The organism is Colwellia sp. MB3u-45, from assembly GCF_014077005.1.
Classification (GTDB): domain Bacteria; phylum Pseudomonadota; class Gammaproteobacteria; order Enterobacterales; family Alteromonadaceae; genus Cognaticolwellia.
The window spans coordinates 62,913-79,581 of sequence record NZ_JACGVC010000037.1; the positions used below are offsets into that span (position 1 = coordinate 62,913).

Sequence of the window (16,669 nt, forward strand, 5' to 3'; positions counted from 1 at the left end):
CAAGTCGACGTTGGCGACTGATCGTAATAGCGGGCATTTATGCTTAACTAGCGCCATATTTTTATCATGTAAAGGTGTTTCAACGAGCTTTAAAATATATTTTCGTTATATTATCCCACTTTTGTTAACCGCCGTTCGATGAACACTTTTCTTATAATCTTGATTTTATGTTAATTATTCTGGTTGTATCGCTTTTTAACCATGAAAATCACCTGAAGGCGAGAGCCATAAACAGACATTACTTTTTATAATAAATATAAATACAAATAATAAGCGTTATCATTTGCATTTAGGTTTGAGCTTAGTTAATATTAAATTCTTCATTAATTAAGGTTTTAATATAAAAGTAAAAACATGACATCTCACACTAAATTTCATCATAAAAATAAAATAGCACTTGGTGCACAGGCCGTAGCTGCTGCTCTTGTATTTAGCAGCCCGCAGTTATACGCAGAAAGCAATGTAGAAAATTGTGAAAAAGATAGCGGCGTTAAGTGCGAATCAAAGCAAATTAATCAATCAGATGAAGCGATTGAATTAATTAGAGTTCACGGTTCTAAAACCTCGGTATATTTACATGCTGCCTCTGGTGATATGCGCCGTGTTGCTGCACTTGTTGATACGCCTCAAATTATTACAGTATTAACACAAGACCAAATTTTAGAAGCAGGTAAAACTGATCTTAAAGATATTTTGTCAGCGCAAGCGGGCATTACTTTAGGGACGGGTGAAAACGGCAACGCTTTTGGTGACCGTTATATTATTCGCGGCCACGAAGCGCGCAGTGACGTATTTGTTGACGGTTTAAGAGACCCTGGCATGAGCACCCGCGAAAGTTTTGCTACTGAGCGTGTTGAAATTACCAAAGGCCCAAGTTCAACTTTCGCAGGCCGAGGTTCATCAGGTGGTGCGGTTAACAGTATTACTAAAAAAGCGTCAGTAAATTATAATTTTGGTCGTGTTGATGCCGGTTTAGGTAGCGATGAATATAAACGTGTTACATTAGATTATAATTTACCCCTGTCAGAAAATTCTGCTATTCGACTTAATGCTTTAGTCTCTGATGAGGATAAACCAGGCCGAGAAGACATTTCAAATGAAAGAAATGGCGTGCAATTATCAGCTGTATATTTACCCACACAAGCACTATCTATTACCGCCGATGGCTACTATTTAGATGCTGAAGATGTGCCTGACCTAGGCAGTTATTATGACCGTGATGCAAGAGCTCCTGTTGAAGACATTCCTGTTTATGCACAAGCGTCAGACTTTTTAACCTCTAAAGTAAAAACATTCACCTTAAGAACTGAATATGAAGTGAATGATGATATTGTTTTCTATAACGCCACACGTTTTGGTGAGACCAAAAATGGTTATATTACTACCGGTGCAAGTGGTACAACCCGTGCCGCTAGCGATCTCGAAGCGCCAGGCGAACAAACCATAAATTTAAGCACCCATCAAGGTTATCAAGATGTTTCGTACGCCAGTACGCAGTTCAACTTATTCTGGAATACGAAAGTGTTTGATTTAGAGAATAACTTTGTATTTGGTCTCGAATATAGCGATGAAAGCGTTAAAAATGGTGTTTATGACATTAATTATAACAACGCAACTAATTGCATAACATCTGGTCGTCGTGGTGATAGAGAAGGTTATTGTATTGTTGACGGTACAGGTAATCAGGTCAGTGATATTGCTCAGTTGATGGGAAGAACTTATACCCGCGGTGACAACGATGCCGTACTTGATATTGAAACAGTGTCAGTTTACCTTATTGATACCGTGCATTTAACTGACCAACTTGACGTTTCTTATGGTGCTAGGTTAGACAATTTTGATTATAGTAATGACGCAACAAGTAGAGGCACTTCGGCGCTTTATGCTTATTCAGACACTATGTATAACGGTAACCTTGGCTTAATATACGATTTTTCAGAAGACCTTAATGTCTATGCAAATTACAGCACAGCAACCAACATTAATGGTGGTGAGACTGACTTAGGCGCAAACTGTGGTTATGGTGGTGTTTGTGGTAATGCGACTCAAGTACCTGACTCAGAGCCTGAACGGGTAGAAAACATTGAGCTTGGTACTAAATTAATGTTGCTTGATGATAATTTATTGTTTAGTGCCTCTATTTTTCAAATTACTAAAAATGATGTCATGGAAAGCGTAGGTGACGACGATTACGCCACCTTGGGTACCTTAAATACTGGCGAGAATAGAGTAAGAGGTATTGAAATTGGCTTTGTGGGTAATCTAACCGATGAGTTAAGTGTACAGTTTTCTGCAACGTCAATGGACTCTGAAGTTATAGACTCTATAAATGAAGACAGTATTGGCCTAGCGTTAAGTAACTTTGCTGAAAAAAGTGTCTATTTACAATTAAGATATGAAATTAATGAGTCATTTGTTGTCGGTGGTGATTACGCTTACCAAAGTGAAATGTACGCAGGCCAGCCAGATACTGCTGCTGGTTATGATAGCGTAAATAATCAATACAGCATTGTGGTTCCTAGCTACCAAGTGGTTAACTTATTTGCTAACTATTATGCTACAAAGGACTTAAGTTTTAGATTAAACATTGGTAATGCCTTTGATGAAGAATATTGGACGGCGGCATATCGTTCTGGTGCATTTATGTATTTAGGTAGTGCTACCAGTACAAAACTTACCGCAACGTATGAATTTTAATTAAAAAGGCAAAGTAAAAGTAATGATTGTTATTGAAAAAATATTATCCAAAGAAGAAGTTAATGCTTATCGTCAACAGCTCACTAACGACATTTGGGGCGACGGTAAAAACACCGCGATGGGCATGGCGGCTTCGGTTAAAAATAACAATCAAGCTGATGCCAATAATACCCATGTGCGTCAATTAGCTAACCAGCTATTGTCGCGCATCGGTGAAACACCTAAATTGGTTTCAGCCGCTTTACCACATAAAATATTTCCACCCTGTTTTAATCGTTACAGTGATACGCAAGAGTATGGTTATCACGTCGATGCGGCAATCATGAGAATTCCTGGTACCACAGAGGTTTTACGTAGTGATATGTCAATGACCACATTTTTAAGTGAGCCTGAGGAGTATGAAGGAGGGGAGTTAATTATCTCTACTGAATTTGGCCATCAGTCAATTAAGCTGCCGGCCGGTTATGCTGTGGTTTATCCCTCAAGTAGCTTACATAAAGTCACGGCAGTTACTCAAGGTCAGCGAGTCGCCGCAATTACATGGATGCAAAGCATGATAGCGGATGTTAGTCTGCGTCAAAATTTGTATCAACTAGATCAAAGTATACAAAACCTGATCACAGAGAATAAAACCTCCCGCACAGAACTAGACAGTTTACATAATGTTTACCATAACTTAATTCGAAACTTTGCCCAGCTATAGTCATGACTTGACTCGGTTGGCTTTTTCTAGTTAAGAAAAAATTAAGCAAAAGTTGAACATCACAAAGTGCTGTTCAACTAAACATTCAGCGCAAAACTCAATAGCACACGTTTACCCGACTCAATTTTAGAGACACTATGCTCATACTTGTCTGGGCGAAATAAATAAACCCGGTTAAATAAATTTATAATACAGTGTGAACACTTAAATACCCCGCCGACTTTAGGCGTTTGTATGACAAAATTAAGCTTATAATAACGCCCTGATTGTACGGGATCACTGTGTGTCATTACACTATGGTTAGTTGGGTAAGTGACATAATTAATAGAAAAAATTTGACTACTGAAAATTGCTCTGTTTTTTACTTTAGCGATCATAGCCACTCCATTATTTTACGCCTAGTCATCATTATCGACAACATACTCAAGACACTTGCTTAAGACACCAGCTCAATACAGATGGATATTGGGTTGACCTAAGCCAATCACAAGCGGTAAAGCTGTTGCGACTTTACCTAGTCATTAAAATAGTTGCTGGTTGGCTAATCCTCTAGCGTATCTAAATAAAAAATTAGCTATTATTAGAGTGAAAAAGTTAGCTATTATTTAAAAGGGCTATCCACTTAGCCCGACCAACCACTAGATATTGTGGTCCCTTTCTTTTGTGATTTAGGTCTTGTTGGTGCGTAGAGTGGAAGTTAGCAACTCGTTAATCCGAACATCCGCTTCAAGCTCATTGCTGCCAGTCGGCTTGCATCTCAGAACGCTAACTTTTGCCACAAGACGGTCGTTTTTTATTAGGGAAATTTATTTCCGCTAAGGAGCTGTTTAGATACACAAGCAGACATTTCAGTATTTTATAAAAAGCACAACCAATTTTAATTGGACTATATTATTACGGTCAATATGGTCTGGCTCTGATTATTTATTTGGTTCAAAAATCTCTTCAAATGTAACAGCATAATAGCCGTCCACTAGAGCACTTTTTAATTCGGTATTCACTTTAAATCGTTTAACTCCATTGTACTTTGTCATAATATTAATGGTCATAGTTACAAAGCTATCGTTATTAGGATCTATGGTCTCCATAATCAGCTCCCATTGGTTTTCAATAATTTTCTGATATGTGGGATCTGGATATGCTTTTTGCCACCAATGATCTTTATCTGGTATTTCCTCTAAACTCCAACCAATAATGTTACTAAAAGCATTGTTTGAATAAATAATATTATGATTGAGACACTCTTTTTTAAGTTCAATGACTAAAGTAGGAACAGGTAGCATATTAAGAAATTTAGTTGGAATTGATTTAGACAAGAATGCACCTCTAAAGTTATTGTTATTTTTCTTTTAGTTGAAATTCATTTTATAGATGTAATGTTTAATGTCCACATACAAATTTTAAAGTTTAAATATGCACCAAAACCTTCAACTTTTAGCGATAAGTTGACCTAAAGATCAGCCACTAGGGCATGTCAGAAATGCGCACAAAGCGGTCCTAATTCTCATGTCAATTATCACCAATATTATGTCTACTATCTTCAAGGATAGCTTACATTAGCAGTATTTTTTCTATGCCGCTAACGCCCCCAAAGTACCATAAAAACCATAAATTAGTGGCTCAAATGAATAAGCTAAAAAAAATGGCAGCGTTCACCAATTTAACCACAGTTTTTTAAATTATTTATCTTCCTTCAGTAGTCTTTCCAGTACTTTTACACGCTCCCTATTCATTTCATCATCTCTAAAAGCTAAAACTAACTCCTTGTTCCCAATACTGCTAACAATTTCGAGATTAGACTCCCCCTCTTTTTCAGCCAAGTAAAACATAACATTTGGATCAGTTATAGCCGCATTGTTTCGCCCTTTAACAAGCTTTTTTAAAAGCAGTAATTCATTTAGAGCAGCATCTACATGCTGAGGATACTTTCTCATAGCATCACTAATTTCCTTGGGATAAATATAACTACCAACAATTCCTACGCTGTATTTTTTAAATAATTGTTCAAGACTCTCAAAGGTAATCATATCTTCCTTGCGCTTTAGTACACTGACTTCTGACCAGTCAACAGCCGATGAAATAATTGCTCCCTCAAAAATATCTTCTGGCCAAGCAGGGAAAATACCAACATATTCGCTATTGGTAGCTACTATATATTTAGCTCGCTTCCAAGGATAAAATTCCACGATAAGCGTGATATCTTCTTTTTTTAGTAGCTCTCTTAACTTATGAATTGAACTTCCTTGATTTTCAATTTCTGGTGCAGAATAAGGAGGCCAACTTAATGAAGCTATCTTCCAAGTTTCCCCTGCATATGAATTTGATGTAAATACTACTACTAAAAAGAGAAACAAATTTTTTATTAGCATAATTTTATTGATTCCAAAGTGTTAACGAACTTATTTAACTAAATATAGCTTAGTCTGTTTTATACTATAGTGGATAAGTCAAACTGGCCACCAACATTTAGGTTTTTACCTAACAATTATGCCTCTACTAGCGAATCATATGATGCAAATAACAGCCAATTGTTGGATACATAAGTCGATATTAAAGTTAAAATTTAAGGGACTATGTGCCTTAGGTCGGCTTTGTGGCATAAGTGATCGAAGAGGTTAAATCTAGTAAATATAAGATGTAGTGGTCGGTTGGGCTAAGTGGATAGCCCTTATTATTAAGGTGAAAAAGGTAGGATGAAAAAGTGATTTACTACTTGAATTGTAGTTAATCAATAGGGCAGTTAATGGCTATTATACCTGCGCTAAAGTACTAATGAACTATGACGAGAATCACGATATTGCTTTGGTGAAATACCCACTAACTTTTTAAACAGTCGCGAAAAATAATAAGGGTCGCTATAGCCTAAGTCGCTAGCAATGTCTTTAATCGCAATATCGCTATTATCTAGCTGTAAACAGGCATGTTGAATTTTCATATTAATAAAATGCTGAATAGGCGAGCTATCGGTTAATTCTTTGAATTTTTTTGCAAAGTGAAATTTTGATAGTTGACTATAATGCGCTAACGTATCTAGGCTTAGCTCTTGGTGTAAACTGTTGCGCATTAACGCCTCCACCGCTTCCAAATCAAAAATTGAGCTATTATTAAACATGGTTAAACGCAATTGCAGGGCAAGAAAACTCAAGGCTTGTTGCAAAATATGAACGGCGTGAATAACGTTTGTCGCGGTATAGCCTCGAGCGCCCAATGCCAGTAAATGATCAAAGTCGCTAACAATAGTTTTCAATACACCCACATGTGCTTTGCCACTGTCCATTTTCATTAACAATCGCTCTGCAAAGTCTTGTGCTAATGTGCCAGTAAAATTAATCCAATAGACAATATTGTCAGCTGCTTTGCTGTCACGACTGGTTAGTTGTTTTTCACTTTGGCTGTGATTTTTTACCGAACCGTGAGTTTTATTAAGGGTAAAAGTGAACGCGGCATTAGGATTGATAATAACAAGATCGCCACGTTCTATAACTCTTTCTTTGCCTTGGTAAGCTAATTTACCCGCACCCGACAAGCAGTAAATTAAGGTATGGCAATGGTTATTCTCTTGTTGTAATTTATAGTTGTTATTTGCTTGTGTGATGCCTAATGAAACCGGATATAAACCATCGGTTAAGCGATGCTTTGATAACTTTTTTAATAAAAAAACCGGGATGAACAACCGAATGTCGGCTGATGTATTAAGCTTGATATTTGCCATGTTATCCTATGGTTCTAAAGGTTAATGATAAGGTTTATGTTAGCTGGTCTAATCACAATATAGTCCATCAAATTGACAATAAAATCAATGTTCATTACATTTTTAGTGTGGTCTAATTTTATTATGAAGTTTACATGATCAACTTTTACGACCAAAACTAGTGCTTTAGCCCTTTGTCGGTCGTGATTACTAAAATAATTATTGTTTCATGATGGCGAGTTTTTTCGTCACAACGGCTTGAAGCGAGTGCGAAAAACTCATTGTGAAAAAAATTTGATACATAAGAGAGTATGAGATGAATACACCAAGATATCAGTTAAAAAACAAAATCCGTATTGTTACCGCGGCCTCTTTGTTTGATGGTCACGACGCCGCTATTAATATTATGCGCCGAATTTTGCAATCAAGTGGTGCAGAAGTTATTCATCTTGGTCATGACCGCAGTGTTGAAGAAGTGGTTAATACCGCTATTCAAGAAGACGCAAACGCGATTGCCATGACCTCTTATCAAGGCGGTCATAACGAATATTTTAAGTATATGTATGACCTATTAAAAGAACGCGGTTGTGAGCATATTCGTATTGTTGGCGGCGGCGGTGGCGTGATACTACCTGACGAAATTAAAATGCTACAAGATTACGGTGTTACCCGTATTTACTCGCCAGATGACGGTCGTGCATTGGGCTTGTTAGGTATGATTGACGACATGTTAGAACGCTGTGATTTTAAAACTGGCGTTAATGTTAAAAAAGACGACGTAGCTAATTTAAAAAAAGACGTGCCACTGCAAGATAAAAAACAAGCGATTGCGCGTTTGATTTCAGCCGCAGAAAACGCACCAGCAGAAAATAAAAGTAATCTTGATAAAATTCGTAAAATTGCCGCCGTTAGTAAAACCCCAGTATTGGGTATTACAGGTACCGGTGGTGCAGGTAAATCATCACTAGTTGATGAACTTATTCGTCGCTTTTTAATGGCCAGCAGTGACAGTAAAATTGCTATTGTGTCGGTTGACCCGTCAAAGCGTAAAACGGGTGGCGCGTTATTAGGTGACCGTATTCGCATGAACGCGGTGAATAATGACCGTGTTTATATGCGCTCGTTAGCCACACGTCAATCAAACTTAGCCTTGTCTGTGTATGTTCATGACACATTAGATATCTTAAAAGCGACCGATTTTGATTTAATTATTTTAGAAACTTCAGGTATTGGCCAGTCAGATACCGAAATTGAAGAGCATTCTGATGTCTCTTTATATGTCATGACGCCAGAATACGGCGCGGCAACACAACTAGAAAAAATCGACATGCTCGATTTTGCTGACATTATTGCCTTAAATAAATTTGATAAACGTGGCGCACTTGATGCTTTACGTGATGTGAAAAAACAATATAAACGTAACCGTGGCATGTTTGAAGCCGGCGATGATGAAGTACCCGTTTACGGCACTATCGCGTCACAATTTAACGACCGTGGCATGACCGAGTTATATAACGCGGTGATCACGGCGTTAAACACTAAAGTTGGCTTAGTGGTTGGCGATATTCTCTCTACCGAAGGAACCTTAGCTAATAAAAGTAGCGTTATTCCAGGTAATCGTATTCGTTATTTATCTGAAATATCTGAAAGTAACCGCGGTTATGACGCTTGGGTTGAAAAGCAAGCAACAGTGGCCCAAAAGCTTTATGGCATTCATCAAGCGATTGAAACAGCAAAAGAAACTGACACTGAGGTTTCGGCTGATTTAGTAACGCAACTTGTAGCCTTATATGCTCATGTAGAGCTAGATTTAGATCCTAAAAACAAAGTATTACTTGAGCAATGGGCTGCTAAAATTCAACGTTATAAAGACCCTGAATTTAAATTTAAAGTCCGTGATAAAGAACTATCGATAGCGACGCATTCAAAATCATTATCGGGCAGTGATATTCCAAAAATTAGTATGCCTAAATATCAAGGTTGGGGCGATATTTTAAAGTGGAATTTACAAGAGAATGTGCCAGGTGAATTTCCATACACTGCCGGTTTATTCCCATTCAAACGTGAAGGCGAAGACCCTACACGTATGTTTGCGGGTGAAGGTGGCCCAGAGCGAACTAACCGTCGTTTTCATTATGTTTCTAAAGGTATGCCGGCTAAACGTTTATCAACGGCGTTTGATTCAGTAACCTTATACGGTAACGATCCAGCTATTCGTCCTGATATTTATGGAAAAATTGGTAACGCGGGTGTCTCTATTTGTTGTTTAGACGATGCGAAGAAACTTTATTCTGGTTTTGATTTAGCTCATGCCATGACTTCAGTTTCAATGACCATTAATGGTCCTGCGCCCATGTTGTTAGGCTTTTTCTTAAATACCGCCATTGATCAACAATGTGAGCGTTTTATCACTGAAAATGGTTTAGAAAAAGAAGTGGCGGCAACGATTGCTAAAATTTATAAAGACAAAGGCTGTGAACGCCCAAGTTATCAAGGTGAATTACCGGATGGCAACGACGGTTTAGGCTTAATGCTATTAGGTGTAACTGGCGATCAAGTTTTACCACTCGAAGTTTACCAAGCGATAAAAGCGAAAACCTTAACGCAAGTTCGCGGCACGGTTCAAGCCGATATATTAAAAGAAGATCAAGCGCAAAACACCTGTATTTTCTCTACTGAATTTGCTTTGCGTTTAATGGGTGATGTGCAAGAATATTTCATCGAAAAAGGTGTACGTAACTTCTATTCAGTGTCTATTTCTGGCTACCATATCGCCGAAGCTGGCGCGAACCCGATCACACAATTGGCCTTAACCTTAGCGAACGGTTTTACCTTTGTAGAATATTACTTAAGCCGTGGTATGGACATTAACGAGTTTGGTCCTAACTTATCGTTTTTCTTCTCAAATGGTATCGACCCTGAATATGCTGTTATTGGCCGTGTGGCTCGTCGTATTTGGTCAAAAGCGATGAGAAATAAATATGGTGCCAATGCCCGTGCACAAATGTTGAAATACCATATTCAAACATCAGGTCGTTCATTGCATGCGCAAGAAATTGATTTCAATGATATTCGTACTACATTACAAGCACTTTACGCGATAAACGATAATTGTAACTCTTTGCATACGAATGCTTACGACGAAGCGATTACCACGCCAACTGAAGACAGTGTTCGTCGTGCGATGGCCATTCAATTAATCATCAACCGTGAATTAGGACTTTCTAAAAATGAAAACCCAATTCAAGGGGCTTTTATTATTGAAGAATTAACCGACTTAGTCGAAGAAGCGGTATTAACTGAATTTGATCGCATCAATGAACGTGGTGGTGTGCTTGGCGCCATGGAAACTATGTACCAACGTGGCAAAATTCAAGAAGAAAGTATGTACTATGAACACTTAAAACATTCAGGTGAATACCCGATTATTGGCGTTAATACTTTCCTCAGTTCAACAGGATCACCTACGATTGTACCTGAAGAAGTTATTCGCGCCACAGAAGAAGAGAAAAATTATCAAATTGAGATGCTAGCTAGTTTAAATAAAGCTAATGACGCAGAAGTACAAGTATTACTTAAGCGTTTACAAACGGCAGCCATTAAACAAGATAATATTTTTGAATTGATGATGGATGCTTGTAAGGTTTGTTCATTAGGTCAAATTGTTAATTCATTATTTGAAGCGGGTGGACAGTATCGTCGCAACATGTAATACGTGTTCAATTTATATAAGTAACCTAATAGGTATGAATGATGAGTAATTATCAAGCGCCAATGCGTGATATGCAGTTTTTATTACATGAAGTATTTAATGCTGAAAAATTATGGTCAACCATGCCGGCAGTGGCTGAGCTTATTGATCAAGACACCGCGGATGCGATTTTATCAGAAGGAGCAAAACTAACGGCTGGTGTTATCGCGCCTTTGAATCGCAATAGTGATGAACAAGGGGCTAGTTGGACTAACGGCGAGGTATCAACGCCTGATGGATTTGCTAAAGCGTATCAAATGTATTGTGAAGGTGGTTGGGGAGCATTGAGTGGCGATCCTGAACATGGCGGTATGGGTATGCCAAAAATGTTGCAATCGTTTGTTGAAGAAATGACTCAGTCTGCTTCTATCTCATTCGCGCTTTATCCGATGTTAACCGCTGGCGCGAGTTTGGCACTGAGTGCACACGCAAGTGAAGACATGAAGCAAACTTATCTGGAAAACATGTATTCAGGTAAGTGGGCCGGCACTATGTGTTTAACCGAGCCTCATGCCGGTAGCGATTTAGGCATAATGACTGCAAAAGCTGAAGCGTTAGCCGACGGCAGTTTTGCCTTATCAGGCACTAAAATATTTATTACTGGTGGTGAGCAAGACCTAACTGAGAATATTATACATTTAGTATTAGCGAAAATACCTGGCGCGCCGGAAGGCCCTCGTGGCATTTCTATGTTTGTTGTGCCTAAATTTTTATTACTTGATGATGGCAGCTTAGGCGCTAGAAATACCGTTAGTTGTGGTTCAATTGAACATAAAATGGGCATTAAAGGCTCAGCAACCTGTGTGATGAACTTTGACAGCGCAAAAGGCTTTTTAGTCGGTGAGCAAAATAAAGGCTTAAACTACATGTTCACTATGATGAACTATGAACGTTTAGGTATGGGCATTCAGGGAGTTGGTGCGGCTGAAACCTCATATCAACAAGCGGCAGAATATGCCCTTGACCGTATTCAAGGTCGCAGTGCTACGGGTATAAAATCGGCCCATAAAAAAGCAGACTCACTTATCGTTCATCCCGATGTCAGAAAAATGCTCTTAACCATGCGGGCGTTAAACGAAGGGGGGCGCTGTTTCTCCACTTATGTTGCTAAACAACTCGACATTGTTAAATTCTCTGCTGACAAAGCTGAAATACAACAAGCCGAGCAGTTAGTTGCGCTGTTAACGCCGGTGGCAAAAGCGTTTATGACTGATATGGCCTTTGAAAGTTGTAGCTTGGGGCAAATGGTGTTTGGTGGCCACGGTTATGTCCGTGAATGGGGCCAAGAGCAACTGATGCGTGACGTGCGCATTGCCCAAATTTATGAAGGCACCAATGGTATTCAGGCGCTTGATCTACTAGGTCGTAAGGTTGTTGCTAACAAAGGTCAATTTCTTGAGATTTATTTCACTGAAATCAATTTATTCATTGAAAAAAACGTTCATAAACCAGTGCTAGCAGAATTTGTTCAACCTTTGGCCGGTGCTTTAGAAAAGTTAAAAACGGTTACTGAGTTGATCATTGCCGAGCAAGCGCATGATAAAAATATGGTTGGTGCCTCAGCTACTGATTATTTGGCCGCATTTGGTCTAGTGAGTTATGCCTATATGTGGGCTTTGATGGCAGATAAAGCTTTAGATCAATCTGAGCAAGACTTCTATCAAGCAAAACTCTATGTTGGTGGTTTTTTCATTGAACGATTACTACCAAGAATTGACGGTCATATTCATGCGATTGAAGCCGGCAGTAAAACCTTGATGGCCATGCCAGAAAATCTCTTTAATTATAATCATTGATAGAATCATTAAGCTATTAACAACAGCGAGTTAAGGCATAAACTTTTAGCATTATTTTTGCTGCCTATCTTGTTTACAGTGAGTGAGGCAGCGTAATACTATTTTATTTGCGGCTGAGTCTGATTTCTCAGCTTAGCCGTTAAAATAAATAATAGAGAGGGTGTTAACATGTCCACAGTTCCTGAAAAATTTACCGCATTTCGTATCCATAAAAACGATAAAAACGATAAAACCATTACCAGCGGTTTTGAGCAAATTAGCTTAAACGACTTAACTGATGGTGAAGTGGTTATTAAAGTTGCTTACTCCGATATTAACTATAAAGATGCCTTAGCGGCCACAGGCAAAGGGCGTATTTTAAGAACCTATCCACTGGTTGGTGGTATTGATTTGTCAGGTGTTGTTGTTAGCTCTGAAGACTCGCGTTTTCAAACCGGTGATAAAGTGCTAGTTTGCGGGGCACAATTATCTGAACTTTATGATGGTGGTTACGCCGAGTATGCCCGGGTTAAAGCGGATTCCGTGGTTAATTTACCCAAGAGTATGAGCCTACGTGATGTCATGGCTTTGGGTACTGCCGGTTATACTGCGGCCCTTGCAATACAAAGAATGGAAGACAATGGCCAAGTGCCTGAACGTGGCCCCATTATAGTAACAGGGGCAACAGGCGGTGTGGGAAGTTTTGCTATTAATATGTTGTCGAATATCGGCTATGAAGTGATTGCGTTTACCGGTAAAATCGAACAAGAACCTTACTTAAAAGCACTGGGTGCAAGCCAATTAATCAATCGTAATGAAATTGAAATGGGCACCAAACCTTTAGAAAATGCCCAATGGGGCGGCGCAATCGACAACGTGGGTGGTGATACTTTATCTTGGCTCACTCGTACTACTTGCGTGTGGGGTAATATTGCATCCATTGGTTTGGCCGGAGGCATTAAATTGGATTCGACCGTCATGCCCTTTATTTTAAGAGGTGTGAGTATATTGGGTATCAATTCAGTGGAAATGCCGATATCAGTTCGTACCCAAGGCTGGAAAAGGTTATCAACTGACTTGAAACCAACAAAATTGGCTTTAATTTCTCCCACAACTATTGAGTTTAAAGACTTAGCTAACGCATTTGACGCTTATGTCGATGGCACAGTTACTGGCCGAACCGTTGTGGCTATTGATGCAACATTATAATTTCGTATTATCTAGTTTATTAACAATGCAGTTAACTAGTGCAACTAAATAACCCAATTAACGTGTGAAAGCATAGGAAGTGAACTTAATGAGTGATGTGATATTTACAGAGTTAAGCAGTACAAATAATAAAAAAATAGCCATAGCAGAACTTAATGCCCCTAAATCGCTCAATGCATTAAATCTTTCGATGATTAAACTCTTAACCCAACAACTGACGTCTTGGCAAGAAGATGACAGTATCGCTGTGGTTATTTTACAAGGCGCGGGTGAAAAAGCGTTTTGTGCCGGGGGCGATGTGGTTAGTCTTTATCACTACCTAAACGAGCTAGTGACACCCATAGATGATCAAGTCATTAAAACCGGCTTCGCTCATGACTTTTTTGGCCAAGAATATGTCCTTGATCAATTAATTCACAATTTTAGCAAGCCCATTATGATCTGGGGCGATGGTTATGTCATGGGCGGCGGAGTAGGTTTGTTTGCCGGTGCCAGTCATCGCATCACAACTGAGCGTACTTTAATGGCCATGCCTGAAATAACAATAGGCTTATACCCGGATGTAGGCTCTAGTTGGTTTTTAAATAAAACCCCTGGCGAACTAGGACTATTTTTAGGGATCACAGGTGCTGTTTTTAATGCCGCAGATGCCAAATATATTGGCTTGTCGGATTATACTATTGATAGTTTGTCTAAAAAGGATATTTTTGATCATTTATTAACAGTGGACTGGCAAGACAATAATAAAAATCATCAATTACTAGATCAAACCTTGCTGGGATTTTCTAATGATTTTGAGCATCACTTGCACTCTGAGTTAAAAGCAAATGAAGCGGGCATAGCCAAATTATTGGCTTTTGATAACATTGTTGATATTCACACCGCGATTCTAAATGTAAACACAGAGAATAAGTGGCTGACTCAAGCAAAAAATAAATTGCAGGCGGGTAGCCCTCTTAGTGCTTGTATTATATATAGACAACTACAAACGACTAAAGCACTGAGCTTAAGCGAATGTTTTGCCTCAGAGTTAAATTTAATCTTACGTTGTTGTCAATATTCTGAAGCTTGCGAAGGTGTTAGAGCGTTATTAGTCGATAAAGACAAAAATCCAAATTGGTCTTTTGCAAATATTAGTGATGTTGACAATAAATTAATTGATTGGTTTTTTAGCCCAATCAATTAGATAATATAATAGAGATAAAGGAAAAATAATGGATTTGAATAATAAAGTTATCGTGATCACCGGTGGTGGACAGGGTCTAGGCCGTTCGATGGCAATTAATTTAGCGACCCAGGGCGCTAAGCTGGCGTTAATTGATTTAAATGAAGCGCTTTTACAAGAAACGGTTAAATTAGTTGTAGAAGCGGGTTCAAGTGCAAAATACTATATTGCCAATGTCACAGATGAAGCTGATGTTGAAAAAACCTTTAGTCAAATTAATAGCGACTTTGATGGTATTGATGGCTTGATCAACAATGCCGGCATATTGCGTGATGGTATGTTTGTTAAAGCTAAAGACGGCGTGGTGAGTAAAAAAATGTCATTGGATCAATTTCAATCGGTCATTGATGTCAATTTAACTGGTGTATTTTTATGTGGTCGAGAAGCCGCGGTTCATATGATAGAAGGTAAGCGCAAAGGCGTTATTATCAATATGTCTTCCATTGCACGCGGTGGTAATATGGGCCAAACCAATTATGCGGCTTCAAAAGCTGGCGTAGTTGCCATGACAGTTACCTGGGCAAGAGAGCTTGGTCGTCATGGCATTCGTGTTGGTGCTATTGCTCCCGGTGTTATTCACACCGCAATGACAGATGCAATGAAACCTGAAATGCGTGAACGCTTAGAAAAAATGAAACCAGTAGGGCGCCTAGGTGAAGCCGATGAAATAGCCCATACCGTTAAATATATCTTTGAAAATGAATTCTTCACTGGTCGAGTTATCGAAATTGATGGCGGCCTTTGTATGTAATTTTGATAAGCTATTATCGAAATTACAGTAAGTAAATAAAAAGACGAGATTATCTCGTCTTTTTCGTTTATATAAGTACAGATGCCTAGCATCAGTAAATAGTCGAACACAGCTATAAGTAGAGTAAAATGAAAAAAGCACTTTTTCTAGACAGAGATGGCATCATTAATATCGACCATGGCTATGTGCACAAAATTGAAGACTTTGAGTTTATTGACGGCATCTTTGAACTTTGCCGATTAGCAATAGCTAAAGGTTATCAAATATTTGTTATCACTAACCAAGCCGGTATTGCTCGAGGTTATTATGATCAAGCCACCTTTGAAGCATTATCGCAATGGATGGTTAACGCCTTTGCAGAGCAAGCAATAACTATTGCTAAAGTTTACTATTGTCCGCACCATCCAACGAAAGGTGTAAATGAATTTGTTATGTCATGCAACTGTCGTAAGCCAGAGCCCGGTATGATCATACAAGCACAACAGGAATTTTCACTGACTTTAACTGAAAGTGTTTTTATTGGTGATAAGGTTTCTGATATGCAAGCAGCTAGTAATGCTGGTATCAAATGCAGAATACTTGTTAATAGTCGTTACACTGATGAGGCTTCTTCAGAACAGATTAAAGGTGTAAATCGCGTTAATAACCTTGAGCAAGCAAGTAAGTTTATAAAATAAGTTTGTTTTATCATCGTATTGTATGATTAAAAGGCAAACGAACACTTATTCGTAATTTAATAACAATTAGGTGTTGACGTGAAGCCAGAAATCTCTAGAATGCGCTCCAGTTCCAAGGGGTAACCCCAAAGAGCTGTTTTAATAAGTTATCTTATTCAGTTCAAGCTGATTTGGTTAACTTAACGTGATA

Annotated in this window: 12 protein-coding genes; 8 read left to right on the forward strand and 4 right to left on the reverse strand. The window is 38.6% G+C overall.

Features of this window, described 5'->3' with window-relative positions; translation table 11 throughout:
* Nucleotides 1-354 precede the first annotated feature (354 nt).
* Entirely contained in the window at nt 355-2,697 is a 2,343-nt protein-coding gene (locus H4J41_RS02540) for a TonB-dependent siderophore receptor (protein WP_182136402.1), read from the forward strand.
* A gap of 22 nt (nt 2,698-2,719) precedes the next feature.
* Nucleotides 2,720-3,400, forward strand: a complete 681-nt coding sequence (locus tag H4J41_RS02545) for a Fe2+-dependent dioxygenase (protein ID WP_182136403.1) — start codon at nt 2,720-2,722, stop codon at nt 3,398-3,400.
* Between the two features lie 77 nt (nt 3,401-3,477).
* Here the strand turns inward: H4J41_RS02545 and H4J41_RS17545 are convergent, their stop codons facing one another.
* From H4J41_RS17545 to H4J41_RS02560, 4 genes are all read right to left on the reverse strand, one after another.
* Nucleotides 3,478-3,777: a 2OG-Fe(II) oxygenase gene (locus tag H4J41_RS17545; protein ID WP_182136404.1), complete on the reverse strand. Its 300-nt coding sequence runs from the start codon at nt 3,775-3,777 to the stop codon at nt 3,478-3,480.
* Between the two features lie 543 nt (nt 3,778-4,320).
* Nucleotides 4,321-4,716, reverse strand: a complete 396-nt coding sequence (locus H4J41_RS02550) for a hypothetical protein (RefSeq protein WP_182136405.1) — start codon at nt 4,714-4,716, stop codon at nt 4,321-4,323.
* A gap of 363 nt (nt 4,717-5,079) precedes the next feature.
* Complete coding sequence (locus H4J41_RS02555) at nt 5,080-5,769, reverse strand: hypothetical protein (RefSeq protein ID WP_182136406.1); 690 nt, start codon at nt 5,767-5,769, stop codon at nt 5,080-5,082.
* Between the two features lie 392 nt (nt 5,770-6,161).
* On the reverse strand, nt 6,162-7,112 hold the full coding sequence (locus H4J41_RS02560; protein ID WP_182136407.1) for an AraC family transcriptional regulator: 951 nt from the start codon (nt 7,110-7,112) through the stop codon (nt 6,162-6,164).
* Nucleotides 7,113-7,407: 295 nt separating this feature from the next.
* Here H4J41_RS02560 and H4J41_RS02565 point away from each other — a divergent pair, with 295 nt between their 5' ends.
* The 6 genes from H4J41_RS02565 to gmhB all read left to right on the forward strand — a co-directional run bounded on the left by H4J41_RS02565 (nt 7,408) and on the right by gmhB (nt 16,479).
* Nucleotides 7,408-10,803 carry a methylmalonyl-CoA mutase family protein gene (locus H4J41_RS02565; protein ID WP_182136408.1) on the forward strand — a complete coding sequence of 1,132 codons (3,396 nt, stop codon included), beginning with the start codon at nt 7,408-7,410 and terminating at the stop codon, nt 10,801-10,803.
* Between the two features lie 41 nt (nt 10,804-10,844).
* Entirely contained in the window at nt 10,845-12,638 is a 1,794-nt protein-coding gene (locus H4J41_RS02570) for an acyl-CoA dehydrogenase C-terminal domain-containing protein (protein WP_182136409.1), read from the forward strand.
* A 168-nt stretch (nt 12,639-12,806) separates the two neighbouring features.
* Complete coding sequence (locus tag H4J41_RS02575) at nt 12,807-13,826, forward strand: oxidoreductase (protein ID WP_182136410.1); 1,020 nt, start codon at nt 12,807-12,809, stop codon at nt 13,824-13,826.
* An 88-nt stretch (nt 13,827-13,914) separates the two neighbouring features.
* Nucleotides 13,915-15,012, forward strand: coding sequence for an enoyl-CoA hydratase/isomerase family protein (locus H4J41_RS02580; protein ID WP_182136411.1), 1,098 nt, complete (start codon nt 13,915-13,917; stop codon nt 15,010-15,012).
* A 28-nt stretch (nt 15,013-15,040) separates the two neighbouring features.
* Nucleotides 15,041-15,802 carry an SDR family oxidoreductase gene (locus H4J41_RS02585; RefSeq protein WP_182136412.1) on the forward strand — a complete coding sequence of 254 codons (762 nt, stop codon included), beginning with the start codon at nt 15,041-15,043 and terminating at the stop codon, nt 15,800-15,802.
* A gap of 128 nt (nt 15,803-15,930) precedes the next feature.
* Nucleotides 15,931-16,479: a D-glycero-beta-D-manno-heptose 1,7-bisphosphate 7-phosphatase gene (gene gmhB, locus H4J41_RS02590; RefSeq protein ID WP_182136413.1), complete on the forward strand. Its 549-nt coding sequence runs from the start codon at nt 15,931-15,933 to the stop codon at nt 16,477-16,479.
* Nucleotides 16,480-16,669 lie beyond the last annotated feature (190 nt).

Excerpts from the sequence above, each read along its gene's own strand:
- H4J41_RS02545 (WP_182136403.1), top strand. The coding sequence starts at position 2,720 with ATGATTGTTATTGAAAAAATATTATCCAAAGAAGAAGTTAATGCTTAT.
- gmhB (WP_182136413.1), top strand. The coding sequence starts at position 15,931 with ATGAAAAAAGCACTTTTTCTAGACAGAGATGGCATCATTAATATCGAC.
- H4J41_RS02560 (WP_182136407.1), bottom strand. The coding sequence starts at position 7,112 with ATGGCAAATATCAAGCTTAATACATCAGCCGACATTCGGTTGTTCATC.
- H4J41_RS02585 (WP_182136412.1), top strand. The coding sequence starts at position 15,041 with ATGGATTTGAATAATAAAGTTATCGTGATCACCGGTGGTGGACAGGGT.
- H4J41_RS02565 (WP_182136408.1), top strand. The coding sequence starts at position 7,408 with ATGAATACACCAAGATATCAGTTAAAAAACAAAATCCGTATTGTTACC.
- H4J41_RS02555 (WP_182136406.1), bottom strand. The coding sequence starts at position 5,769 with ATGCTAATAAAAAATTTGTTTCTCTTTTTAGTAGTAGTATTTACATCA.
- H4J41_RS17545 (WP_182136404.1), bottom strand. The coding sequence starts at position 3,777 with ATGATCGCTAAAGTAAAAAACAGAGCAATTTTCAGTAGTCAAATTTTT.
- H4J41_RS02570 (WP_182136409.1), top strand. The coding sequence starts at position 10,845 with ATGAGTAATTATCAAGCGCCAATGCGTGATATGCAGTTTTTATTACAT.
- H4J41_RS02540 (WP_182136402.1), top strand. The coding sequence starts at position 355 with ATGACATCTCACACTAAATTTCATCATAAAAATAAAATAGCACTTGGT.
- H4J41_RS02580 (WP_182136411.1), top strand. The coding sequence starts at position 13,915 with ATGAGTGATGTGATATTTACAGAGTTAAGCAGTACAAATAATAAAAAA.
- H4J41_RS02575 (WP_182136410.1), top strand. The coding sequence starts at position 12,807 with ATGTCCACAGTTCCTGAAAAATTTACCGCATTTCGTATCCATAAAAAC.